General features: G+C 63.6%; 27 protein-coding genes and 1 tRNA gene. 24 read left to right on the top strand and 4 right to left on the bottom strand.

All coding sequences use genetic code 11. The features are described from left to right. Positions 1-3: 3 nt before the first annotated feature. The 3 genes from KF707C_RS05275 to KF707C_RS05285 form a co-directional block, all read right to left on the bottom strand. Positions 4-504, bottom strand: coding sequence for an RDD family protein (locus tag KF707C_RS05275; protein ID WP_003448390.1), 501 nt, complete (start codon positions 502-504; stop codon positions 4-6). Between the two features lie 103 nt (positions 505-607). After that, positions 608-820: a cold-shock protein gene (locus tag KF707C_RS05280; protein WP_003448389.1), complete on the bottom strand. Its 213-nt coding sequence runs from the start codon at positions 818-820 to the stop codon at positions 608-610. Between the two features lie 299 nt (positions 821-1,119). Beyond that, positions 1,120-1,205: transfer RNA gene (locus tag KF707C_RS05285), tRNA-Leu, on the bottom strand. A 109-nt stretch (positions 1,206-1,314) separates the two neighbouring features. Here KF707C_RS05285 and queA point away from each other — a divergent pair. The 6 genes from queA to KF707C_RS05315 all read left to right on the top strand — a co-directional run bounded on the left by queA (position 1,315) and on the right by KF707C_RS05315 (position 7,502). Continuing rightward, positions 1,315-2,364, top strand: a complete 1,050-nt coding sequence (queA, locus tag KF707C_RS05290; protein ID WP_003448388.1) for a tRNA preQ1(34) S-adenosylmethionine ribosyltransferase-isomerase QueA — start codon at positions 1,315-1,317, stop codon at positions 2,362-2,364. 14 nt (positions 2,365-2,378) lie between these two features. Further along, the gene (gene tgt / locus KF707C_RS05295; protein WP_162497255.1) at positions 2,379-3,494 is read left to right on the top strand and encodes a tRNA guanosine(34) transglycosylase Tgt; all 1,116 of its coding nucleotides are present in this window, start codon (positions 2,379-2,381) and stop codon (positions 3,492-3,494) included. 56 nt (positions 3,495-3,550) lie between these two features. After that, positions 3,551-3,889: a preprotein translocase subunit YajC gene (gene yajC, locus KF707C_RS05300; protein WP_003448386.1), complete on the top strand. Its 339-nt coding sequence runs from the start codon at positions 3,551-3,553 to the stop codon at positions 3,887-3,889. Positions 3,890-3,951: 62 nt separating this feature from the next. Next, positions 3,952-5,814, top strand: coding sequence for a protein translocase subunit SecD (secD, locus tag KF707C_RS05305; RefSeq protein ID WP_003448385.1), 1,863 nt, complete (start codon positions 3,952-3,954; stop codon positions 5,812-5,814). Between the two features lie 8 nt (positions 5,815-5,822). Further along, positions 5,823-6,737: a protein translocase subunit SecF gene (gene secF, locus KF707C_RS05310; RefSeq protein ID WP_003448384.1), complete on the top strand. Its 915-nt coding sequence runs from the start codon at positions 5,823-5,825 to the stop codon at positions 6,735-6,737. Positions 6,738-6,914: 177 nt separating this feature from the next. Then, a complete protein-coding gene (locus KF707C_RS05315) occupies positions 6,915-7,502 on the top strand; it encodes a glycine zipper 2TM domain-containing protein (protein WP_003448383.1) in 588 nt (195 codons plus the stop codon). Positions 7,503-7,566: 64 nt separating this feature from the next. On the opposite strand, the gene suhB is transcribed toward KF707C_RS05315, so the two are convergent. Further along, complete coding sequence (gene suhB, locus KF707C_RS05320; protein WP_003448382.1) at positions 7,567-8,382, bottom strand: type III secretion system regulator SuhB; 816 nt, start codon at positions 8,380-8,382, stop codon at positions 7,567-7,569. Positions 8,383-8,533: 151 nt separating this feature from the next. Here suhB and trmJ point away from each other — a divergent pair, with 151 nt between their 5' ends. The 18 genes from trmJ (at position 8,534) to bamB (ending at position 23,700) form a co-directional block, all read left to right on the top strand. After that, positions 8,534-9,307, top strand: coding sequence for a tRNA (cytosine(32)/uridine(32)-2'-O)-methyltransferase TrmJ (gene trmJ, locus KF707C_RS05325; RefSeq protein WP_003448381.1), 774 nt, complete (start codon positions 8,534-8,536; stop codon positions 9,305-9,307). Next, positions 9,307-10,083 carry a serine O-acetyltransferase gene (cysE, locus tag KF707C_RS05330; RefSeq protein ID WP_003448380.1) on the top strand — a complete coding sequence of 259 codons (777 nt, stop codon included), beginning with the start codon at positions 9,307-9,309 and terminating at the stop codon, positions 10,081-10,083. Before trmJ ends, cysE begins: the two co-directional genes overlap by 1 nt. A 186-nt stretch (positions 10,084-10,269) precedes the next feature. Beyond that, complete coding sequence (gene iscR / locus KF707C_RS05335) at positions 10,270-10,767, top strand: Fe-S cluster assembly transcriptional regulator IscR (protein WP_003448379.1); 498 nt, start codon at positions 10,270-10,272, stop codon at positions 10,765-10,767. Positions 10,768-10,816: 49 nt separating this feature from the next. Beyond that, positions 10,817-12,031: an IscS subfamily cysteine desulfurase gene (locus tag KF707C_RS05340; RefSeq protein ID WP_003448378.1), complete on the top strand. Its 1,215-nt coding sequence runs from the start codon at positions 10,817-10,819 to the stop codon at positions 12,029-12,031. Between the two features lie 30 nt (positions 12,032-12,061). Beyond that, positions 12,062-12,448 carry a Fe-S cluster assembly scaffold IscU gene (iscU, locus tag KF707C_RS05345; protein ID WP_003448377.1) on the top strand — a complete coding sequence of 129 codons (387 nt, stop codon included), beginning with the start codon at positions 12,062-12,064 and terminating at the stop codon, positions 12,446-12,448. Between the two features lie 25 nt (positions 12,449-12,473). Beyond that, positions 12,474-12,797: an iron-sulfur cluster assembly protein IscA gene (iscA, locus tag KF707C_RS05350; protein ID WP_003448376.1), complete on the top strand. Its 324-nt coding sequence runs from the start codon at positions 12,474-12,476 to the stop codon at positions 12,795-12,797. A 7-nt stretch (positions 12,798-12,804) separates the two neighbouring features. Then, entirely contained in the window at positions 12,805-13,326 is a 522-nt protein-coding gene (gene hscB / locus KF707C_RS05355) for a co-chaperone HscB (protein ID WP_003448375.1), read from the top strand. A gap of 48 nt (positions 13,327-13,374) precedes the next feature. Next, positions 13,375-15,234: a Fe-S protein assembly chaperone HscA gene (gene hscA, locus KF707C_RS05360; protein WP_003448374.1), complete on the top strand. Its 1,860-nt coding sequence runs from the start codon at positions 13,375-13,377 to the stop codon at positions 15,232-15,234. 7 nt (positions 15,235-15,241) lie between these two features. Then, the gene (gene fdx, locus KF707C_RS05365; protein ID WP_003448373.1) at positions 15,242-15,580 is read left to right on the top strand and encodes an ISC system 2Fe-2S type ferredoxin; all 339 of its coding nucleotides are present in this window, start codon (positions 15,242-15,244) and stop codon (positions 15,578-15,580) included. Positions 15,581-15,706: 126 nt separating this feature from the next. Then, complete coding sequence (iscX, locus tag KF707C_RS05370) at positions 15,707-15,907, top strand: Fe-S cluster assembly protein IscX (protein ID WP_003448372.1); 201 nt, start codon at positions 15,707-15,709, stop codon at positions 15,905-15,907. A 103-nt stretch (positions 15,908-16,010) separates the two neighbouring features. Next, positions 16,011-16,442, top strand: a complete 432-nt coding sequence (ndk, locus tag KF707C_RS05375; RefSeq protein WP_003448371.1) for a nucleoside-diphosphate kinase — start codon at positions 16,011-16,013, stop codon at positions 16,440-16,442. Between the two features lie 24 nt (positions 16,443-16,466). Then, on the top strand, positions 16,467-17,615 hold the full coding sequence (gene rlmN, locus KF707C_RS05380) for a 23S rRNA (adenine(2503)-C(2))-methyltransferase RlmN (protein ID WP_036990978.1): 1,149 nt from the start codon (positions 16,467-16,469) through the stop codon (positions 17,613-17,615). 13 nt (positions 17,616-17,628) lie between these two features. Continuing rightward, positions 17,629-18,384, top strand: coding sequence for a type IV pilus biogenesis/stability protein PilW (pilW, locus tag KF707C_RS05385; RefSeq protein ID WP_003448369.1), 756 nt, complete (start codon positions 17,629-17,631; stop codon positions 18,382-18,384). Next, the gene (locus tag KF707C_RS05390) at positions 18,381-19,466 is read left to right on the top strand and encodes a RodZ domain-containing protein (RefSeq protein ID WP_003448368.1); all 1,086 of its coding nucleotides are present in this window, start codon (positions 18,381-18,383) and stop codon (positions 19,464-19,466) included. The genes pilW and KF707C_RS05390 overlap by 4 nt, the downstream gene beginning before the upstream one ends. Before the next feature lie 3 nt (positions 19,467-19,469). Then, the gene (gene ispG, locus KF707C_RS05395; protein WP_036990976.1) at positions 19,470-20,582 is read left to right on the top strand and encodes a flavodoxin-dependent (E)-4-hydroxy-3-methylbut-2-enyl-diphosphate synthase; all 1,113 of its coding nucleotides are present in this window, start codon (positions 19,470-19,472) and stop codon (positions 20,580-20,582) included. 14 nt (positions 20,583-20,596) lie between these two features. Further along, positions 20,597-21,886: a histidine--tRNA ligase gene (hisS, locus tag KF707C_RS05400; RefSeq protein ID WP_003448366.1), complete on the top strand. Its 1,290-nt coding sequence runs from the start codon at positions 20,597-20,599 to the stop codon at positions 21,884-21,886. 31 nt (positions 21,887-21,917) lie between these two features. After that, positions 21,918-22,556: a YfgM family protein gene (locus KF707C_RS05405; protein WP_003448365.1), complete on the top strand. Its 639-nt coding sequence runs from the start codon at positions 21,918-21,920 to the stop codon at positions 22,554-22,556. Then, positions 22,549-23,700, top strand: coding sequence for an outer membrane protein assembly factor BamB (gene bamB / locus KF707C_RS05410; RefSeq protein WP_003448364.1), 1,152 nt, complete (start codon positions 22,549-22,551; stop codon positions 23,698-23,700). Before KF707C_RS05405 ends, bamB begins: the two co-directional genes overlap by 8 nt. The last annotated feature ends 36 nt before the right edge of the window (positions 23,701-23,736 follow it).

The following is a 23,736-nucleotide window of genomic DNA, read 5'->3' on the forward strand; positions in this document are numbered from 1 at the left end:
GGATTACTTCTTCTTGTGCGCTTCCTTTGGCAGGCGCACGACCCGGGATTCCGAGTAGATGTCATGCCAGGTCCGCTTTTCCTTGTCCCAGAGGCTCCACAAGAAGCCAAGGCCCAGTGCCAGCCAGGACGCGATGGCGATGACGAAGCGCAGAAGGGCCTGCCAGAGGGTGATTGCGGAGCCGTCCTGGTTCTGCACACGGATGCCCCAGACTTGCATGCCGAGGGTCTGGCCATTGTGGGTCCAGAACTTCGCGAAGAAACCGAACAGGGCGAACACCAGGAGTGTGGAGAGGACCGGGTCGTGGGCCAGCAGGCCCTGATCGGCCAGCTGGCGCAGGCGTTCGCCACCGTAGATCAGGCGGAGAACCACCTGTTGGTAGATCAGGGTGACCACCATGAGCAGTGCGACGCAGAGGAGGAAGTCGTAGAAGATCGCGGCGAGGCGGCGAACCAGCCCGACGGCGGGGAAGTCGCCCTGGGGGCGCAACTGATGTTTCGGCATTGCGGGCTCTTGGCGAGGGAAGGGCGCGCCATTCTAGCAGCCGATCAGCGGGCACAAAAAAGCCCCTGACGTCTCCGTCAGGGGCTCTCGGCGAAGCTCAGGATCAGTTGATGACCTGAACCTTGTCAGCCTGCATGCCTTTCTGGCCTTGAACGGCTTCGAAGGAAACCTTCTGGCCTTCTTTCAGGCTGCGGAAGCCGGAGCCTTCGATGGCGCGGAAGTGAACGAACAGATCCGGGCCGCTTTCCGGAGTGATGAAACCAAAACCTTTCTCGTCGTTGAACCACTTGACGGTGCCGGTTTGACGATTCGACATATCTTTTTCCTTGAAACTGAAGTTGATGACAGCCTGCTGTCCGCGCGCGCGTCAGTAGGGCTGGAAACTGGTTGCAAAGAGGTAAGAGAAGTCGAGCGGGATGTAGCGGATCTGGTGATCTACCGCATCAGGTCACGATTCAACAGCGACCCATGCAAACACAGTTGACCAACTCTACGCTAACTTTTGCGCAAAAGCCAAGCCCTGAAAGGCTAATCTTTGACGGGGGGAGAAGGGTCCTGGTCGGAGGGGCTGCCAGGCACAAAGATGCCCCCGTTGCAGGGGTTGGGGGGATATCGTGGTGCCCCGGGAGAGACTCGAACTCTCACTCTGTCGCCAGAAACGGATTTTGAATCCGCCGCGTCTACCATTCCGCCACCGAGGCACGATGGCGGCGCAGTATAGGGAGGTGCCCCGGGCCGGTCAATCCATCTCCGTGGTCAGGATCGGGTGTTTCCTGTACTATTTGCGCCCCTGCGATACGACCCCCCACCATGCGTGTAGCCGATTTTCATTTCGAGCTTCCCGAAGCTCTTATTGCCCGTCATCCCCTGGCCGAACGCCGCGCAAGCCGCCTGCTCGTGCTGGATGGCGCGCGCGGTGAGCTCAGTCACCGCCAATTTCCCGACCTTCTGGATTACCTGCGCCCGGGCGACCTGATGGTGTTCAACAACACCCGGGTGATCCCGGCGCGGCTGTTCGGTCAGAAAGCCTCAGGCGGCCGGCTGGAGATCCTGGTCGAGCGAGTGCTGGACAGTCATCGCGTGCTGGCCCATGTGCGTTCGAGCAAGTCCCCGAAACCCGGCACGCGCCTGCTGATCGACGGCGGCGGCGAGGCCGAGATGGTCGTTCGCCACGATGCCCTCTTCGAGCTGCGGTTCGCCGAAGAAGTCCTGCCGTTGCTGGACCGTGTCGGCCATATGCCGCTGCCGCCCTACATCGATCGGCCCGATGAGGAAGCGGATCGCGAGCGTTACCAGACGGTCTATGCCCGCCATGCCGGTGCGGTTGCCGCTCCCACCGCCGGTCTTCACTTCGATGAGGCCTTGCTCGAGGCTCTGGCTGCCAAGGGGGTCGAACGTGCCTTCGTCACGCTGCATGTGGGGGCGGGAACCTTCCAGCCTGTGCGGGTGGAGCGTATCGAGGACCACCACATGCACCGCGAATGGCTCGAAGTGGGCCAGGATGTGGTGGATGCGGTGACCGCCTGCCGCGCTCGCGGTGGTCGTGTCGTCGCTGTCGGGACCACCAGTGTGCGTTCCCTCGAGAGCGCGGCGCGGGACGGTGAGCTCAAGGCGTTCAGTGGCGACACGGACATCTTCCTGTACCCCGGGCGCCCCTTCCATGTGGTGGATGCGCTGGTCACCAACTTCCATCTTCCCGAATCTACCCTGCTGATGCTGGTCTCGGCCTTTGCCGGCTATCCGGAGACCATGGCCGCCTACGCGGCGGCGGTGGAGCAGGGCTATCGCTTCTTCAGTTACGGTGATGCCATGTTCATCACCCGCAATCCCGCTCCGCGCGGACCCGAGGACAACGCATGAGCCGCACCTGCCGGATGAACTTCGAGTTGCTGGCCACTGACGGCAAGGCCCGTCGTGGTCGCCTGACCTTTCCCCGTGGCGTAGTCGAGACGCCGGCCTTCATGCCTGTAGGCACCTACGGCACCGTCAAGGGGATGCTGCCGCGCGATATCGAGGGCATTGGTGCGCAGATCATCCTCGGCAACACCTTCCACCTCTGGCTGCGCCCCGGGATGGAGGTGATCAAGCGCCATGGCGACCTGCATGATTTCATGCAGTGGCAGGGCCCGATCCTCACGGATTCCGGCGGTTTCCAGGTGTTCAGCCTGGGGGCCATGCGCAAGATCAAGGAGGAAGGCGTGACCTTCGCTTCGCCGGTGGACGGTGCCAAGGTCTTCATGGGGCCCGAGGAGTCCATGCAGGTGCAGCGGGACCTGGGTTCCGACATCGTGATGATCTTTGACGAGTGCACGCCTTACCCGGCCGACTTCGATACCGCCAAGCGCTCCATGGAGCTGTCCCTGCGCTGGGCCAAGCGTTCCAAGGCGGCTCACGGCGAGAACACTGCGGCGCTGTTCGGCATCGTCCAGGGTGGCATGCACGAGGAGCTGCGCATGCGCTCCCTGGAAGGCCTGATGGAGATCGATTTCGATGGTCTGGCCATCGGCGGGCTGTCGGTCGGTGAACCCAAGGAAGAGATGCTGCGGGTGCTGGACTTCATGCCGGGCCGCATGCCGGCGGACAAGCCGCGTTACCTCATGGGGGTGGGCAAGCCGGAGGATCTGGTTGAGGGCGTGCGTCGGGGAGTCGACATGTTCGATTGCGTGATGCCGACCCGGAACGCCCGCAACGGCCATCTGTTCATCGAGACCGGCGTCCTGAAGATCCGCAACTCGGTGCATAAGCATGACGAGTCGCCTCTGGATCCGACCTGCGATTGTTACACCTGCAAACACTTCTCCCGTGCTTATCTGCACCATCTGGACAAATGCGGCGAAATGCTCGGCAGCATGTTGAATACAATCCATAACTTGCGGCATTACCAGCGTCTGATGGCTGGTTTGCGCGAGGCAATCCAACAGGGTAAATTGGCCGCCTTTGTCGATGCCTTCTATGCCCGGCGCGGACTTCCGACTCCGCCCTTGGACTGATAAGCCGCATTTTTCCCGTTCGAATATTCTCCAAACTTCCGCAACAGGAGTGCTAAATGAGCTTTCTGATTCCCGCCGCCTACGCCGATGCCGCCGCACCGGCCGCTGCCGGTCCCGCTGGTACCGGTTTCGAGTGGGTTTTCCTGATCGGTTTCCTGGTCATCTTCTACCTGATGATCTGGCGTCCCCAGGCCAAGCGTGCCAAGGAGCACAAGAACCTCCTCTCCGGCCTGCAGAAGGGCGACGAGGTGGTCACCTCCGGCGGTATCGCCGGCAAGGTCACCAAGGTTGCCGATGACTTCGTGGTCATCGAAGTGTCCGATAACGTCGAGCTGAAGTTCCAGAAAGGCGCGATCGCGGCGACCCTGCCAAAGGGCACCCTCAAAGCCATCTAACGATCCATGGATCAACACCGACGGGGCGCCAACAGGCGCCCCGCGTCATAACGGGCGGAGTCATGCTCAACAAGTACCCTCTGTGGAAATATCTGCTGATCCTGGCGGTGCTGGCGATCGGCCTGGTCTATTCCGCACCCAATCTCTATCCGGACGATCCGGCCATCCAGATCACCGGCACCAGCACCGCGCTGAAGATCCAGCAGGCTGACCTGGACAAGGCGGGCGACGCGCTGAAGCAGGCCGGTATCGAACTCAAGGCCGCCAGCCTCTCCGAGACCGGGGGGCTGCTGCGCCTGAACAAGCTGGCCGATCAGTTGCCCGCGAAGGACGCCATCCGCAAGGCCCTCGGCGACGATTACGTGGTGGCCCTGAACCTGGCGCCCACGACGCCCGACTGGCTGCGCAACCTTGGCGCCGCCCCCATGAAGCTGGGTCTCGATCTTTCTGGCGGTGTGCACTTCCTGCTGGAAGTGGACATGGACAAGGCGATCGATGCGCGCCTGAAGATCTACGAGGGTGAGGTGCGTACCCTGCTGCGCAAGGAGCGCATCCGCTACCGCAGCCTGCCGGCCCAAACGAACGGCTTCCAGCTGGGCTTCACCGATCAGGACTCCCTGGACAAGGCCCAGTCGCTGATCCGCAAGTCCTTCAACGATTTCGACCTGGTCGCCAATACCCGTGGTGAGATGCAGGTCCTGCAACTCACCCTGACCCAGGCCAAGCTCGCCGAGATTCGCGAGTACTCCGTCAAGCAGAACCTCACTACCGTTCGTAACCGCGTGAACGAACTGGGCGTGGCCGAGCCCCTGGTTCAGCGCCAGGGCGCCAACCGCATTGTGGTTGAGCTGCCGGGCGTGCAGGATACCGCCGAGGCCAAGCGTATCCTCGGCAAGACCGCCAACCTGGAATTCCGCCTGGCGGCGGAGCCGACCGCCACCAAGGCGTCCACCGAGTCCTTCGAGTTCCGTGAACCGGGTCGTCCGCCGGTGCCGTTGGAGCGAAGCCTGATCATCACGGGTGACCAGGTGACCGACGCCCAGGCCAGTTATGACGAGAACGGTCGTCCGCAGGTGAACATCCGTCTTGATGGCCACGGCGGCGACCTGATGAACCGCGCTACCCGCAACAATGTGGGGCGCAGCATGGCGGTGATCTTCATCGAGCAGCGCCCGGTCACTCGCTACGTGACGCAGGACGTCAATGGCGTTCCGCAGGAAGTGGCGATTCAGGGCTTCAAGGAAGAGAAGAAGATCATCAGCCTGGCGACCATCCAGTCGCCGCTGGGCAGTCAGTTCCGTATCACCGGCCTGGACGGCCAGGGCGAGTCCTCCGAGCTGGCCCTGCTGCTGCGTGCCGGCGGCCTGGCCGCTCCGATGTACTTCGCTGAAGAGCGGACCATCGGTCCGAGCCTGGGGGCCGAGAACATCGTCAAGGGCATCGAGTCCACCGAGTGGGCGATGATCTTCGTGTCGCTGTTCATCATCGCGATCTACCGTTTCTTCGGCTTCCTGGCCACCATCGCCCTGGCGTTCAACCTGGTACTGCTGGTGGGGTTGATGTCGGTGATCGGCGCTACCCTGACCTTGCCGGGTATCGCCGGTATCGTGCTGACCCTGGGCATGGCGGTGGATGCCAACGTGCTGATCTACTCGCGTATCCGTGAGGAGCTGGCCAATGGCCTGTCGGTCCAGCGCGCCATCCATGAGGGCTTCGACCGTGCCTACACTGCCATCGTCGACTCCAACCTCACCACCCTGCTGGTGGGCGGCATCCTGTTCGCCCTCGGCACCGGTCCGATCAAGGGCTTCGCCGTGACCATGTCCCTCGGGATCATCACTTCGATGTTTACCGCCATCATGTTCACCCGCGGCCTGGTCAACCTGATCTTCGGTGGCCGCAACTTCAAGAAACTGTGGATTTGAGGCCTGTCATGATCAAGTCAACCATTCGTTTCATGGCGATACGCAATGTTGCGTTCGCCATTACCGTGGTCATCAGCCTTATCGGTATCGGCGCGCTGTTCGCCAAGGGCCTGAACTTCGGCCTGGACTTCACCGGCGGTACCCTGATCGAGCTGTCCTACGAAAAGCCCGCCGATCTGGAAATGATCAAGAAAGAGCTGGGTCAGGCGGGTTACCCGGATGCCGTGGTTCAGAGCTTTGGCGCCTCCACCGATGTGCTCGTGCGCATGGCGGGCGATGATCCCCAGTTGGGCAACAAGGTGGCCGACGCCCTGCGCAGCGTCGATGCGGAGAGCAAGTTCGAACTCAAGCGAGTCGAGTTCGTCGGTCCGCAGGTCGGCGAGGAGCTGCGTGACCAGGGTGGTCTGGCCATGCTCCTGGCGCTGGGCGGCATCCTGCTGTACCTGGCGTTCCGCTTCCAGTGGAAGTTCGGCGTGGGTGCCATCGCTTCCCTGATTCACGACGTCGTGGTCACCCTGGGCATCCTGGCCTTCTTCCAGGTTCCCTTCGACCTCACCGTCCTGGCGGCTGTTCTGGCGATGATCGGTTACTCGCTGAACGACACCATCATCATCTTCGACCGTATCCGCGAGAACTTCCGCGTGCTGCGCAAGGCGGACCTGATCGAGAACATCGACGTGTCCTGCACCCAGACCCTCCTGCGGACCATTGCGACTTCGATGTCCACCGCGCTGGCCCTGATCGCCCTGCTGGTCTTTGGGGGTGACAGCCTGCACGGTTTCGCGCTGTCCCTGCTGGTGGGTGTGGTGGTAGGTACCTACTCTTCCATCTATATCAGCGCGCCCGTGCTGATCTGGCTGAAACTGACCTCCGAGGACCTGATTCCGCCGGCGAATGCCGCCGAGGTGGATGAGCGTCCCTGAGGCGATTCCTGTTGTGAGCAAGGCCCGGCATTCGTCGGGCCTTGTCGCTTTCGGAGTGTGAGACATTCGTCCCATTTGTCGGAATCTTCCGTAGGATTCGGGAACTCGGTAATGGCTCTTTCATCCAAGGCAGGGAGAAGGGCATGCATGCCCGCATGGAAGAGTCAGGAGGTTCCAGTGAACAAGTCGATGCTCGTAGGTGCTGTGCTGGGCGCGGTGGGTGTGACCGCCGGCGGCGCCGTTGCCACTTACAACCTGGTCAGCAACAGCGGGCCGGAGTATGCCGAGGTGCTGGCGGTGCAGCCGATCAACGAAACCATCAAGACTCCCCGTGAGGTCTGCAACGAGGTAGCGGTGACCCGCCAGCGCCCGGTGAAGGATCAGCACCAGATCGCCGGTACCGTGATCGGCGCGGTGGCGGGCGGCCTGCTGGGCAACCAGGTCGGCGGTGGTACCGGCAAGAAGATCGCCACCGTCGCCGGTGCCGTCGGCGGCGGCTACGCCGGTAACAAGGTGCAGGAGCACATGCAGGAGAGTGACACCTATACCACCACTGAAACCCGCTGCAAGACCGTCACCGACACTAGCGAGAAGCTGGTGGGCTATGACGTGAAGTATCAGGTGGATGGCAAGGTGGGTCAGGTGCGCATGGATCACGATCCGGGCAGCAGGATCCCGCTCGGCGAGGATGGCCAGTTGATCCTGGGGCGGATGGACGGTGGCGCCGAGCAGTCCAAGGGCGGTGTTGCCGGCGTCCAGCAGTAACCGGTATCTCCAGGCAAAGAAAAACCCGGCCGCGGCCGGGTTTTTCATGTCCGGATGAAGTGGATCAGCGCTTCATCGACGGCGGGAGGTGCGGCTGGATGGCGGTCAGGACCGCTTTGAAGCACTTGGTGTTGCCAGCCACGATGTGGCCTTTCTCAAGGAAGTCGTGACCGCCAGTGAAGTCGCTCACCAGGCCGCCGGCTTCCTGCACCAGCAGGGCGCCTGCTGCCATGTCCCACTCGGACAGGCCGAATTCCCAGAAGGCGTCGAAACGACCGGCGGCCACGTAGGCCAGGTCCAGGCTCGCGGTGCCGGCGCGGCGCAGGCCTGCGGTCTGGCCCACGAGGGAGCGGAACATGCCCAGGTAGTTGTCCAGGTTGTCCAGCTGGCTGTCGCGGAAGGGGAAGCCGGTACCCAGCAGGGCGCCTTCCAGGCTCTTGCGCGGGCTGACGCGCAGGCGGCGTCCATTGAGGGCTGCGCCCCGGCCACGGCTGGCGGTGAACTCCTCCTGGCGCACCGGGTCGAGCACCACGGCGTGCTCCAGGCGACCCTTGTACTTGCAGGCGATGCTCACGGCGAAATGGGGGACGCCGCGGATGAAGTTGGTGGTGCCGTCCAGGGGGTCGATGATCCACAGGTAATCGGCGCCTTCTCCCTTGCCTTCCAGCAGTCCGCCCTCTTCACCGAGGATGCCGTGGGTCGGGTAGGCCTTGCGCAGGGCCTGGACGATGGACAGTTCAGCGGCCCGGTCGACCTCGGTGACGTAATCCTTGGCGTCCTTCTCGTTGATGGAGATAACGTCCAGGCGTTCGATCGAGCGGAAGATCAGTTCACCGGCGCTGCGAGCGGCGCGCAGGGCGATATTCAGCATAGGCTGCATGGGAGAGTCACCTGGGTCGTTAAAGAAGAAAGCCGCGCATGGTATCAGAAAATGGAATGGGTCGGCAGGGGCGGGCGCGTGATTCGTGGCGTCGGAACCCTCCCTCCGGTAATATCCCGCTCCCTTGAGGTTCCGCTGAGAGACTAGAGCGTTGCTGCAGAACATTCGCGTGGTACTGGTCAATACCAGCCATCCCGGCAATATCGGTGGTGCGGCTCGCGCCATGAAGAACATGGGGCTGTCCAGGCTCATCCTGGTGGATCCTGAGGACTTTCCCAGTCCTGAGGCCAGCGCCCGTGCATCAGGTGCCGATGACATCCTGCAGTCGGCCGACGTGGTCGCTACGCTGGAGGAAGCCCTGGTTGGCTGCAGTCTTGTGGTGGGCACCAGCGCCCGCGACCGGCGCATCCCCTGGCCCTTGCTGGATCCGAGGGAGTGCGGCAAGGCGTCGGTCGATCAGGTCCAGGTCGGCGGCGAAGTGGCACTGGTGTTCGGTCGCGAGTATGCCGGCCTCACCAATGAAGAGCTGCAGCGCTGTCAGTACCACGTGCACATTCCATCCAATCCGGAGTTCTCCTCCCTGAACCTCGCGGCGGCTGTCCAGGTGCTGGTCTACGAGGTGCGCATGGCATGGCTCGCCCAGGAAGGGTTGCCGAGCAAGGTGGAGAAGATCGAGACCACGGCGATGCTCAACGCGCAGCCGGTCACAGCCGATGAGCTCGAGCGGTTCTACGGTCACCTGGAAAGCACGTTGGTGGATATCGGCTTTCTCGACCCCGAGAAGCCTCGGCATCTCATGTCGCGCCTGCGCAGGCTCTACGGCCGCAGCGGTATCAGCAAGCTGGAAATGAATATCCTGCGCGGCATTCTGACGGAAACCCAGAAGGCGGCGCGGGGCGAAACCCAAAAGCGGAGTGACACCTGATGTTCGAGCGCATTCGAGAAGACATTCAAAGCGTATTTCACCGCGATCCGGCGGCACGCAATGCCTTCGAGGTGCTCACCTGTTACCCCGGTCTCCATGCCATCTGGTTGCATCGTGTCGGCCATGCGCTCTGGGTCTCGGGCTGGAAGTGGCTGGCGCGACTGGTCTCCAATTTCGGTCGCTGGATGACTGGTATCGAGATTCATCCGGGGGCCAAGATCGGTCGCCGTTTCTTCATCGATCACGGCATGGGGATCGTGATCGGTGAAACCGCCGAGATCGGCGATGACGTGACCCTCTATCAGGGCGTGACGCTCGGTGGCACCAGCTGGAACAAGGGCAAGCGCCATCCGACGCTCGAGAATGGCGTCGTCGTCGGTGCGGGCGCCAAGGTGCTGGGGCCCTTTACTGTGGGAGCTGGAGCCAAGATCGGCTCCAATGCGGTGGTGACCAAGGCGGTGCCAGCGGGTGCGACGGCTGTCGGTATTCCCGGACGCATCATCGTCAAGGCCGATCCCGAGCAGGAGGCCAAGCGCCAGGCGATCGCCGAGCGTTTCGGCTTCGATGCCTACGGCGTGGGGCAGGACATGCCTGACCCGGTCGCGCGGGCTATCGGTCAGCTGCTGGATCATGTTCAGGCGGTCGACGAGCGTCTTGAGGGCATGTGCAAGGCCTTGACCGCCCTGGGTAGCGACTACTGTGCCAAGGCCCTGCCCGAGCTTCGTGACGAGGACTTTGCAGGCGTCAAGGATGAGGAACGCAAACCGGTGGCCTGAGGCCTGGAGTCCGTCCCGGAGCTCTGCCTTTATGGGGCGGACTATTAGGGTGCTAACGGGCTGTGGTTCTGATATCATTCGGGCCCCTGCAAGTTGTAAACCCGACTATTTTGATAGGTCTTATAGTTGACTTAAATAGTCGGGAATCGCATACTCGCTGCATTCCAGCGACCCGTGGTACTCACCATGCGACTGACCACCAAAGGCCGATACGCCGTCACCGCCATGCTCGACCTGGCGCTGCATGCGCAGCAGGGGCCGGTGTCTCTGGCAGATATTTCCGAACGTCAGGGAATCTCCCTGTCTTACCTTGAACAACTTTTCGCCAAGCTCCGCCGCGGCAATCTCGTTAGCAGCGTCCGCGGTCCCGGTGGTGGCTACCAGCTTTCCCGAGACATGCACGGCATCCATGTGGCTCAGGTGATCGATGCGGTCAATGAGTCGGTGGATGCCACCCGTTGTCAGGGGCTTGGCGACTGCCATTCCGGCGATACCTGCCTGACCCATCACCTGTGGTGCGACCTCAGTCTGCAAATCCATGAATTCCTGAGTGGCATCAGCCTGGCTGACCTGGTCAACCGCCGCGAGGTGCAGGAAGTCGCTCAGCGGCAGGATCAACGCCGCTGTGGAAGCAATGGCAGGACGCCGCACCTCGATAAGATTGAAGCGTCCGCCATCGATTGAGCAGGGCGCCGGCCCGTGATTGGCCCCGATACCTGATAGGAGAGCCCCGATGAAATTGCCGATCTACCTCGACTACTCCGCCACTACGCCGGTGGACCCGCGCGTCGCCCAGAAGATGAGCGAATGCCTGCTGGCGGACGGCAACTTCGGCAACCCGGCCTCGCGCTCTCACGTGTTCGGCTGGAAGGCCGAGGAAGCGGTGGAGAATGCTCGTCGTCAGGTGGCTGAGCTGGTCAATGCCGACCCTCGTGAAATCGTCTGGACTTCCGGTGCCACCGAATCCGACAACCTTGCCATCAAGGGCGTGGCCCACTTCTACAGTGGCAAGGGCAAGCACATCGTTACCTCGAAGATCGAGCACAAGGCGGTACTGGATACCACCCGCCAACTGGAGCGCGAAGGGTTCGAGGTCACCTACCTGGAGCCGGGTGAAGACGGCCTGATCACTCCGGCGCTGGTGGAGTCCGCCCTGCGCGACGACACCATCCTGGTTTCGGTCATGCATGTGAACAACGAGATCGGCACCATCAACGACATCGCCGCCATCGGCGAGCTGACCCGGTCCCGCGGCATCCTCTTTCATGTCGACGCCGCCCAGTCCACTGGCAAGGTGGAAATCGACCTGGAGAAGCTGAAGGTCGACCTGATGTCCTTCTCCGCCCACAAGACCTACGGCCCCAAGGGTATCGGCGCCCTTTACGTGCGTCGCAAGCCGCGCGTGCGCCTGGAAGCCCAGACCCACGGCGGTGGCCATGAGCGTGGCATGCGCTCCGGCACCCTGGCGACCCATCAGATCGTCGGCATGGGCGAAGCCTTCCGCATCGCCAAGGAAGAGATGGCCAGCGAAAACCAGCGTATCAAGGCCCTGGCCGATCGCTTCTGGTCCCGGATCGAGGACATGGAAGAGCTCTATCTGAATGGCAGTGCCACCGCTCGCGTGCCTCACAACCTGAACGTCAGCTTCAACTACGTCGAGGGCGAGTCGCTGATCATGGCGCTCAAGGACCTCGCGGTCTCCTCCGGCTCCGCCTGCACCTCGGCCTCCCTGGAGCCGTCCTATGTGCTGCGTGCCCTGGGCCGCAACGACGAGCTGGCGCACAGCTCCATCCGCTTCACCTTTGGTCGGTTCACCACCGAGGAACAGGTGGACTACGCCGCTGCCAAGGTGCGTGAAGCGGTCGACAAGCTCCGTGAACTGTCCCCGTTGTGGGATATGTATAAAGAGGGCGTCGACCTGTCCCAGGTCGAATGGCAGGCGCACTGACGCCACCCTGATGAGTGAGGAATAGTTACCATGGCATACAGCGACAAGGTCATCGACCACTACGAAAACCCGCGCAACGTCGGCAAGCTCGACGCCGCTGATCCCAATGTCGGTACCGGCATGGTCGGTGCGCCGGCCTGCGGCGACGTGATGCGCCTGCAGATCAAGGTCAACGAACAGGGCGTGATCGAAGACGCCAAGTTCAAGACCTATGGTTGCGGCTCCGCCATCGCCTCCAGCTCCCTCGCCACCGAGTGGATGAAGGGCAAGACCCTGGATGAAGCCGCTTCCATCAAGAACACCACCATCGCCGAAGAGCTGGCCCTGCCGCCGGTGAAGATCCATTGCTCGGTGCTCGCTGAGGACGCCATCAAGGCCGCCGTCAACGACTACAAGCAGAAGAAGGGTCTGCTCTAAGCGCTCGCACGAGTAAGGAGTTGCAATGGCCATCAGCATGACCGAATCCGCCGCCCGTCACGTGCAGCGCTCCCTCGAGGGGCGTGGCAAGGGTGAGGGTATCCGTCTGGGGGTGCGTACGACTGGCTGCTCCGGTCTCGCCTACGTGCTGGAGTTCGTCGACGAGCTGACTTCGGAAGACCTGGTATTCGAGAGTCATGGCGTCAAGGTGATCATCGATCCCAAGAGCCTGACCTACCTCGATGGCACCGAGCTGGACTTCGTCCGCGAAGGGCTCAATGAGGGCTTCAAGTTCAACAATCCGAACGTGCGCGGCGAATGCGGCTGCGGCGAGAGCTTCAACGTCTGAGGCCTTTGTGGGAACTCCCTGTCATTTTGCGCTGTTCGACTTGAAGCCGGATTATCGGCTGGACCTCGATCAACTGGCGGCTCGCTACCGAGACCTGGCTCGCACTGTCCACCCCGATCGCTTCGCCGACGCGTCCGATCGGGAGCAGCGCCTGGCGCTGGAGCGCGCCGCGCAGCTCAACGATGCCTACCAGACGCTGAAGAGCGCGCCGCGCCGGGCGCTCTACCTGCTCGCCCTGAAGGGGCGCGAGCTGCCCCTTGAGGCGACGGTCCAGGATCCTCAGTTCCTGCTTCAGCAGATGCAGTGGCGAGAGGAGTTGGAAGACCTGCACGACAGCGCCGATCTGGATGGCGTGGGTGCGTTCAAGCGTCGACTGAAGGCCGCCCAGTCCGAACTGGATGCGGACTTTGCCGACTGTTGGGATGACGCCTCGCGCCGCGAGGAAGCCGAACGGCTGGTGCGTCGCATGCAGTTCCTCGACAAGCTGACCCATGAAGTGCGCCAACTGGAAGAGCGCCTCGACGATTAACCCCGCGATGCCGTCCTGGTTGCCGGTACGCCTGATAAATAGACAAGCATGGCCCTACTGCAGATCGCCGAACCCGGGCAGAGCCCTCAGCCTCACCAGCGCCGCCTGGCGGTGGGCATCGACCTGGGTACCACCAATTCGCTGGTCGCTGCGGTCCGCAGCGGCGTTGCCGAGCCCCTGCCAGACGCCGACGGGCAGGTCATCCTGCCATCCGCCGTGCGCTATCACGCCGAGCGTGTCGAGGTGGGGGGCAGCGCCAAGCAGGCCGCTTCCGCCGATCCTCTGAACACCATCATCTCCGTGAAGCGCTTCATGGGGCGTGGGCTGGAAGACGTCAAGCTGCTGGGCGAGCAACTGCCCTACCGCTTTATCGGTGGCGAATCCCACATGCCCTTCATCGAGACCATTCAGGGTGCCAAGAGCCCGGTGGAGGTCTCTGCCGACATCCTGAAGGCCCTTCGCCAGCGTGCCGAGCAGACCCTTGGTGGGGAGCTGGTGGGTGCCGTGATCACCGTTCCCGCCTACTTCGACGAGGCCCAGCGCCAGGCGACCAAGGACGCCGCGCGGCTGGCCGGCCTCAATGTCCTGCGCCTGCTCAACGAGCCGACGGCCGCGGCTGTCGCCTACGGCCTGGACAAGCAGGCCGAAGGGATCGTCGCGATCTATGACCTGGGTGGCGGAACCTTCGATATTTCGATCCTGCGCCTGACGCGTGGTGTGTTCGAGGTGCTGGCGACCGGGGGCGACAGTGCCCTGGGTGGTGATGACTTCGATCATGCCGTCGCCGGTTGGGTGCTGGAACAGGCCGGATTGTCCGCCGATCTGGATCCGGGCGCCCAGCGCAGCCTGCTTCGCGCTGCCTGTGACGCCAAGGAAGCCCTGACCAGCGCCGACCGTGTGGAGGTCGCCTATGGCGATTGGCGCGGCGAACTCACCCGGGCCGGGTTCGATGCCCTGATCGAGCCCATGGTGGCTCGCAGCCTCAAGGCCTGTCGTCGTGCAGTGCGTGATGCCGGCATCGAAGTGGACGAGGTCGAGGCCGTGGTCATGGTGGGGGGCTCGACCCGTGTGCCGCGCGTTCGCGAGGCTGTCGCCGAAATGTTCGGGCGCCAGCCCCTGACCGATATCGATCCCGACCAGGTGGTGGCCATCGGTGCCGCCGTTCAGGCCGATATCCTTGCCGGCAACAAGCGCGGCGAAGAGCTGCTGTTGCTGGACGTGATCCCCCTGTCGCTGGGCCTGGAAACCATGGGGGGGCTGATGGAGAAGGTGATTCCGCGCAACACCACCATTCCAGTGGCTCGTGCCCAGGACTTCACCACCTACAAGGATGGCCAGACGGCCATGATGATCCATGTGCTCCAGGGTGAGCGCGAACTGATCAAGGACTGCCGTTCCCTGGCCCGCTTCGAGCTCCGCGGGATTCCGCCCATGGTGGCGGGTGCCGCGAAGATCCGCGTGACCTTCCAGGTCGACGCCGATGGCCTGCTGGGCGTGACTGCCCGCGAACTGGCCTCGGGCGTGGAGGCCAGCATCCAGGTCAAGCCGTCCTACGGCCTGACCGATGGCGAAATCTCCCGCATGTTGCAGGACTCCTTCCAGTATGCGGGCGAAGACAAGAACGCCCGCGCCCTGCGCGAACAGCAGGTGGAGGCCGAGCGCCTGCTGGAAGCTGTCCAGGCCGCCCTCGAAGCCGATGGCGAGCGCCTGCTGGACGAGGTCGAGCGGGACGCCATCCTGGATACCATGCAAACCCTGCGCGAGGTCGCACTTGGCACTGATGTCGCGGCCATCGAGGCCCAGGTCAAGCGCCTCTCCCAGGTAACCGACGCCTTTGCCGCGCGTCGGATGGACGCGGCCGTCAAGGCAGCGCTCTCCGGTCGCCGACTCAACGAAATCGAGGATTGATCCACACATGCCCCAGATCATTTTCCTGCCCCACGCCGAGCATTGCCCCGAGGGTGCCGTGATCGAGGCTCAGCCTGGCGAAAGCATCCTGGACGCTGCCCTGCGCGCTGGTATCGAGATCGAGCATGCCTGCGAGAAGTCGTGCGCCTGCACCACCTGCCACGTCGTGGTGCGCGAGGGCTTCGGGTCCCTAGAGGCGTCCGATGAACTCGAGGACGACATGCTCGACAAGGCCTGGGGGCTCGAACCTCATTCGCGGCTGTCCTGCCAGGCGCTCGTGGACGAAGAGGACCTCGTGGTGGAAATTCCCAAGTACACCATCAACCAGGTGTCCGAAGGCCACTGATCCCCCCGGGGACGTCCAGCCGACTCCGTGGAATGACGGGCTCGGCCGCACACTGTAAACTCTTCGCCCTCGCTGGACACCCTGGTGCCGGCGGGCAGGTTTCGGAATCGCTTTCGGAGCAGATGCATGAGCCTCAAATGGACCGATGTGCTGGAGATCGCCATCCAGCTGGCTGAAACAAAGCCGGATGTGGATCCGCGCTACGTGAACTTCGTCGATCTGCACAACTGGATCGTCGCCCTGCCGGACTTCTCCGACGACCCCAATCGGGGCGGCGAGAAGGTTCTGGAGGCCGTCCAGGCCGCCTGGATCGAAGAAGCCGACTGAGCGCCTGCACCGCTGGGCTCCGGCCCTACGCATTTCCCCCTGACCCGCGTATAATTCGCGGGTTTAATTTTTCGCTTTAATCCATAGTTTCTGGAGTTATTCCATGGCTGTTGAACGTACCCTCTCCATCATCAAGCCGGACGCCGTTGCCAAGAACGTCATCGGCGAAGTCCTGACCCGTTTCGAGAAAGCCGGCCTGCGCGTCGTCGCTTCCAAGATGGTTCAGCTTTCCGAGCGCGAAGCCGGTGGTTTCTACGCCGAGCACAAAGAGCGCCCCTTCTTCAAGGACCTGGTTTCCTTCATGACCTCCGGTCCGGTCGTCGTTCAGGTCCTGGAAGGTGAGAACGCCATCGCCAAGAACCGCGAGCTGATGGGCGCCACCGATCCGAAGAAAGCCGATGCCGGTACCATCCGCGCCGATTTCGCCGTTTCCATCGACGAGAACGCCGTACACGGTTCCGACTCCGAGGCTTCCGCCGCCCGTGAGATCGCCTACTTCTTCGCCGCCACCGAGGTGTGCGCTCGCATTCGCTGATCGCGGATGAGAGAGGGTGAAGCCATGACTGAATCGACCGGTAAAGTGAACCTGCTGGGCCTGACCCAGCCGCAACTGGAAAGCTTCTTCGAATCCATCGGGGAGAAGCGCTTCCGCGCCGGCCAGGTGATGAAATGGATTCACCACTTTGGCGTCGATGATTTCGATGCCATGAGCAATATCGGCAAGGCCTTGCGCGACAAGCTCAAGGCCTCTGCCGAGATTCGTGGCCCGGAAGTGGTCAGCCAGGACATCTCCAGCGATGGCACCCGCAAATGGGTGGTCCGCGTGGCCTCCGGCAGCTGCGTCGAAACCGTGTACATCCCCCAGGGTGGTCGTGGAACGCTCTGCGTCTCCTCCCAGGCTGGGTGCGCCCTGGATTGCAGTTTCTGCTCCACCGGCAAGCAGGGTTTCAACAGCGACCTCACCGCGGCCGAAGTCATCGGTCAGGTCTGGATCGCCAACAAGTCCTTCGGGACCATTCCCGCGAAGATCGACCGTGCCATCACCAACGTGGTGATGATGGGCATGGGCGAGCCGCTGCTGAATTTCGACAACGTCGTCGCCGCCATGAACATCATGATGGACGACCTCGGTTACGGCATTTCCAAGCGCAAGGTGACCCTGTCCACCTCGGGCGTGGCGCCGATGATCGACAAGCTGGGCGAGGTGATCGACGTCTCCCTGGCGCTGTCGCTGCACGCGCCCAATGACCCGCTGCGCAACCAGTTGGTGCCGATCAACAAGAAGTACCCCCTGTCGGTGGTGCTGGACGCCTGCCGCCGCTACATCTCGCGTCTTGGCGAGAAGCGTGTGCTCACCGTCGAATACACCCTGCTCAAGGATGTGAACGACCAGCCCGAGCACGCCGCGCAGATGATCGAGCTGCTGAAGGAATTTCCCTGCAAGATCAACCTGATCCCGTTCAACCCCTTCCCGCATTCGGGCTACGAGCGGCCGAGCAACAACGCCATCCGCCGCTTCCAGGACCTGTTGCACAAGGCCGGCCACAATGTCACCGTGCGCACCACCCGTGGTGATGACATCGACGCCGCCTGCGGCCAGTTGGTGGGCCAGGTCATGGACCGCACCCGCCGCAGCGAGCGCTACATTGCCGTGCGCCAGTTGAACGCCGAGTCGGAGGCGCCCGGCAGCGCCGCGAACCGGACCTGAAGAAGGACACCCCATGACCCTGCGCTCCGCGCTGCTCATCCTTTCCACCGCATTGCTCGCAGCCTGTGTGTCGACCGGTCAGGTCGACCCCATGAAGACCGATCAAGGCCGTGACGCAGCGCGTGACGCTTATATCGAGCTCGGAATCGGCTACCTCAAGCAGGGGGCGACCGAGCGGGCCAAGGTGCCTTTGAAGAAAGCCCTGGAACTGGACTCCTCCAACGCGGACGCCAACGCGGCGCTCGCCCTGGTGTTCCAGACCGAAATGGAACCCGAGCTGGCGGATGAGCACTATCGCAAGGCGCTGTCGGCGCGCAGCGATGCCCGCATCCTCAACAACTACGGCAGCTTCCTGTTCGAGCAAGGGCGCTACAAGGAAGCCTACGAGCGCTTCCAGCAGGCCGCCGACGACAATCTCTACCCGGAACGCTCCCGGGTCTTCGAGAACCTCGGCCTTACCGCCCTGAAGCTGAACGATCGTGAGCTCGCCAAGCAGCATCTCGACAAGGCCTTGCGCCTGAACCGCCAGCAGCCGCTGGCGTTGTTGGAGATGGCCCAGCTGTCCTACGAGGACAAGCAGTACGTGCCCGCCCGCGATTTCTACGAGCGTTTCACCCGTATCGCGCCGCAGAATGCACGCAGCCTGTTGCTCGGCGCGCGTCTGGCGACCCTGTTCGAAGATCGCAACCAGGCCGCGAGCCTGGGACTGCAACTCAAGCGTCTTTATCCCGGTACGCCGGAATATCAGCAATACCTGTCGGAGCAATGATGAAAGCGTCGCATCCCGAAGCTGTAGCGGCGACCCGCGCCAACCCAGGTGAAACCCTGCGTCTGGCCCGCGAGAGCGAGGACTTGAGCCTGGGCGAAGTCGCCCGCCTCCTCAACCTGACCGAGCACGCCCTGCGCCAGCTCGAGGCCGGCGCCTTCGACCAGTTGCCCGGTCACACCTTCGCCCGGGGCTATGTCCGCGCCTACGCCAAGCTGCTGGGCATGGACCAGGCCGACCTGGTTGCGCAGTTCGACCAGTACACCGGTACCGACGCCCAGGGCAGCAGCGTCCACAGCCTGGGTCGCATCGAGGAACCGGTGCGCCTTTCCCAGAGCCTGTTGCGCATCGTCAGCTTCGTCATTCTCGTCGCCCTCGGCGCCGTGGGATTCTTCTGGTGGCAGGAGCATTCCAATCGTGCGAGCGAGGAAGCTGCCGGCGTGAATATCGAGCACGTGGAAGTGGAGAGTGCCGACGGCACCACCCAGATTCACCCCCTCGACGAGCCGGAGGATCAGGCTGTGGCCGAGGCCCAGCAGGACGGGCAGGCGCCCGCTCCGGTGAGCCCGGAGGCCGCCGGCCAGCCCGGGCAACAGGCGGCTGAAGGCGTCGCTACCGCTCCGGCCATCGACGCCACCGCCAGCGTACCTGCAACGCCGGTGACGCCTGCACCGGGCTCGGCCGAATCCCTTTCCCAACCCGCCGTACCGGCCGGTGCCGAGCCGAGCCAGCCTGCAGTCGTGGCCTCCGCGCAGCCGGCTACAGTTCCTGCTCCTGCTCCTGCTCCTGCTCCTGCACCGGCCGCTGCCGCCGAAGTGCCGGCTCCGGTCGTGGCCCAGGCGGGCCAGGGCCTGGTGCGTGTCCAGTTCGTCGCCGACTGCTGGACCCAGGTCACCGATGCCGACGGCAAGGTCCTGGTCAGCGGGCTGAAGCGCAAGGGCGACAGCCTCGAACTGGCAGGCAAGGCCCCGCTGGAAGTTCGCCTGGGCTTCGCCCGGGGCGCGCAGCTCAGCTACAACGGCCAGGCAGTCGACGTCTCCCCCTATGTCCGTGGCGAAACCGCTCGCCTGAAGCTGGGGCAATAAGCGATGCATTGCGAATCCCCGATCAAACGCCGCGTTTCGCGGAAAATCTGGGTTGGCTCCGTGCCGGTGGGTGGCGATGCGCCCATCGCCGTGCAGAGCATGACCAACACCGACACCTGTGACGTCGCCGCCACCGTTGGCCAGATCCAGCGACTGGTGGATGCCGGCGTCGATATCGTCCGTGTCTCGGTACCTGACATGGACGCCGCCGAGGCCTTTGGCCGCATCAAGCAGCTGGTCCAGGTCCCCTTGGTGGCGGACATCCACTTCGACTACAAGATCGCCCTGCGCGTCGCCGAGCTGGGCGTCGATTGCCTGCGCATCAACCCGGGCAACATCGGTCGCGAAGACCGGGTCAGGGCCGTGGTGGACGCGGCCCGCGACAAGGGCATCCCGATCCGCATCGGCGTCAACGCCGGTTCCCTGGAAAAGGACCTGCAGAAGAAGTACGGCGAGCCGACGCCCGAGGCGCTCGTGGAATCCGCCCTGCGCCATGTCGAGCACCTGGACAAGCTGGACTTCCAGGACTTCAAGGTCAGCGTGAAGGCGTCCGACGTCTTCATGGCCGTCGAGGCCTATCGCCTGCTGGCCAAGCAGATCATCCAGCCGCTGCACCTGGGCATCACCGAAGCCGGTGGCCTGCGCTCCGGTACCGTCAAGTCCGCGGTGGGCCTGGGCATGCTGCTGGCCGAAGGCATCGGCGACACCATCCGGATCTCCCTGGCGGCGGACCCGGTGGAGGAGGTCAAGGTCGGCTTCGACATCCTCAAATCCCTGCACCTGCGTTCCCGTGGCATCAACTTCATCGCCTGCCCGAGCTGCTCGCGGCAGAACTTCGATGTGGTCAAGACCATGAATGAGCTGGAAGGCCGTCTTGAGGACCTGCTGGTACCCATGGACGTCGCCGTGATCGGCTGCGTGGTGAACGGCCCCGGGGAAGCCAAGGAAGCCCATATCGGACTGACCGGCGGCACCCCCAACAACCTGGTCTACATCGACGGCAAGCCGGCGCAGAAGCTGACCAACGACAACCTGGTGGACGAGCTGGAGCGGCTCATCCGCGAAAAGGCGGCCGCCAAGGCCGAAGCTGACGCGGCCCTCATCGCCCGTAGCTGAGACAAGGAATCCACGTGAGCAAGACCCTGCAAGCCATTCGTGGCATGAACGACATCCTGCCGGACCAGACGCCGTCCTGGCGTTATCTGGAAGGCACCTTCGCCGGCCTGCTGGAAGGCTACGGCTACAAGGAAATCCGCCTCCCCATCCTGGAGTTCACCGAACTCTTCGCCCGGGGTATCGGCGAGGGCACCGACGTGGTCGACAAGGAGATGTACACCTTCCTCGACCGCAACGAGGAATCCCTGACCATGCGCCCCGAAGGCACCGCCGGCTGCGTCCGTGCCGTGCTCGAGCATGGCCTCACGGGAGGCGGCCAGGTTCAGAAGCTCTGGTACACCGGCCCGATGTTCCGCTACGAGAAGCCGCAGAAGGGACGCTACCGCCAGTTCCACCAGATCGGCGTGGAAGTCTTCAACCTGCCGGGGCCGGACATCGACGCCGAGCTCATCGTGCTCACCTGGCGCCTGTGGAAACAGCTCGGCATGGCCGACGCCGTGACCCTGCAGCTTAACAGCCTGGGCTCCAGCGAGGCCCGCGCGCGTTATCGTGACGCCCTGGTGGCCTACCTGAAGGAGCGTTTCGACCGCCTGGACGAGGACAGCCAGCGCCGGCTGACCACCAACCCGCTGCGCATCCTCGACAGCAAGAACCCGGAAACCCAGGCCCTGCTGGTGGATGCGCCGACCCTGCACGACTACCTCGACGAGGAGTCCGTGGCCCACTTCGAGGGCCTCAAGGCTCGCCTGGACGCCGTGGGTATCCGCTACGAGATCAACCAGAAGCTGGTGCGTGGCCTGGACTACTACAGCCGCACCGTCTTCGAGTGGGTGACCGACAAGCTCGGTTCCCAGGGCACCGTCTGCGCCGGTGGCCGTTACGACGGCCTGGTCACCCAGTTCGGTGGCAAGCCCACCCCGGGCGTCGGCTTCGCCATGGGCGTCGAGCGCCTGGTGTTGCTGCTGGAAACCCTGGGCCTGGTGCCGGACGAGCTGAACAACCCCGCCGATGCCTACCTCTGCGCCTTCGGCGAGCCCGCCGAGCTGGCCGCCCTGGGCCTGGCCGAGCAACTGCGCGACGCCTTGCCGGGGATTCGCCTTCTGGTCAATGCCGGAGCCGGCAGCTTCAAGAGCCAGTTCAAGAAGGCCGACAAGAGTGGCGCCCGCTACGCACTGATCCTGGGGGACGACGAACTGGCCAAGCGCGTGGTAGGTTTCAAGCCGCTTCGCGACGACAGCGAACAACAAAGCATTGCCTGGGATGCTCTCGCCGAGCACCTCAAAGCCCGCCTGCAGCAGGCGTGAGCATTCAAAGATCAGGAGTACGGGGACAAGCATGCAGACCGAAGAAGAACAGATTGCGCAACTGAAGGACTGGTGGCAGCGCAACGGCAAGCCCTTGCTCACTGGCGGCGCCCTCGCGCTGGCGGTGGTCTTCGGTTGGCAGGCCTGGCAGAAGTACCAGTCCAACCAGTCCCAGGGCGCCTCCATCGTCTACCAGCAATTGCTGGAAACCGCCCTCGAACCCAGCGGCACCCCCGACGCCGCCAAGGTGGCGGAACTGGCCGGCAAGCTGAAGAGCGACTTCGGTGGCACCCATTACGCGCAGTACGGCAGCCTGTTCGTGGCCAAGGTGGCTGTGGAATCCGGCAAGCTGGACGACGCCGCGACCGAACTCAAGGCCGTGCTGGACAAGCCGGCCGATGCCACCCTGGGTGAGCTGGCTCGCCAGCGCCTGGCGCGTGTCCTGGCTGCCCAGGGCAAGGCCGACGAAGCGCTGAAGCTGCTGGAGGGCGATGCCGACAAGGCCTTCCTCGCCAGCCGCGAAGAACTCAAGGGCGACCTGCTGGTGCAGCTGGATCGTACCGACGACGCGCATGCCGCCTACCTGAAAGCCAAGGCCGCACTGCCCGAAGACGCCGCCGTGGGTGGCCTGCAGATGAAGCTCGACGACCTGGCAAAAGGGGATGCGTGACGTGATGCGCTGGAAGAATGCCGCAGTGCTGGCCCTGGCCATTCTGGCCGTGGGCTGCAGCAGCAACAGCAAGAAGGAACTGCCGCCGGCGGAACTGCCCGATATCACCGAGGAAGTGACGCTTCAGAAGAACTGGAGCCGCTCAGTCGGCGATGGCCAGGGCGAAACCTACAACCTGCTGGTTCCCGCAGTCGACGGCGACGTGATCTACGCCGGCGACGTGAACGGCCGCGTGATGGCCATCGACCGCTTCAGCGGCGACGTCAAGTGGAAACAGGACCTGGAGCTGCCGGTATCCGGCGCCGTGGGCGTGGGTTACGGTCTCGTGATGGTCGGCACCCTCAAGGGTGAAGTGGTGGCCCTGGATGCCTCCAGCGGTGAAGAACGCTGGCGCGCCCGGGTCAACGGCGAGGTCCTGGCCCCGCCTGCCAACAACGGTGACGTGGTGGTGGTTCAAACCCAGAACGACACCCTGTTCGGCTTCGACGCCGCCACCGGCAGCCAGCGCTGGATCTACGAGAACACCCCGGCGGTGCTGACCCTTCGGGGTACCGGTTCCCCCGTCGTCACCAACAACCTGGTGGTGGCCGGCCTTTCCACCGGCAAGGTGCTGGCCCTCGACATCCAGCGTGGCATCCCGGTCTGGGAGCAACGTGTCGCCGTGCCCCAGGGGCGTTCCGAACTGGATCGCGTCGTGGATATCGACGGTGGCCTGCTGCTGTCCGGTGGCAACCTCTACGTCGTCACCTACCAGGGCCGGGTCGCCGCCCTGGACCTGGAAAGCGGCCGTGTGCTCTGGCAGCGCGAGGCCTCCAGCTACGCCGGCGTCGCCCAGGGGTTCGGCAACGTCTACGTCAGCCTGGCCAACGGTACCGTGGAAGGCGTGGACGAGCGCTCCGCCTCCGCCCTCTGGAGCAATGACGCGCTGGCCCGTCGCCAACTGTCCGCGCCCGAGGTCTTTTCCAGCTACGTCGCCGTGGGTGACTTCGAAGGCTACCTGCACCTGCTCAGCCAGGTGGATGGTCACTTCGTCGGCCGCGTGAAGATCGACGGCGACGGCCTGCGTGCCCGTCCGCTGGTGATCGGCGACTGGCTCTATGCATTCGGCAACGGTGGAGAGCTGGTCGGCCTGACCATCCGCTAAGCTGGAATGCGATGTGCGGCCGCTGCCGGAATACGG

Source organism: Pseudomonas furukawaii (assembly GCF_002355475.1).
Lineage (GTDB): Bacteria > Pseudomonadota > Gammaproteobacteria > Pseudomonadales > Pseudomonadaceae > Metapseudomonas > Metapseudomonas furukawaii.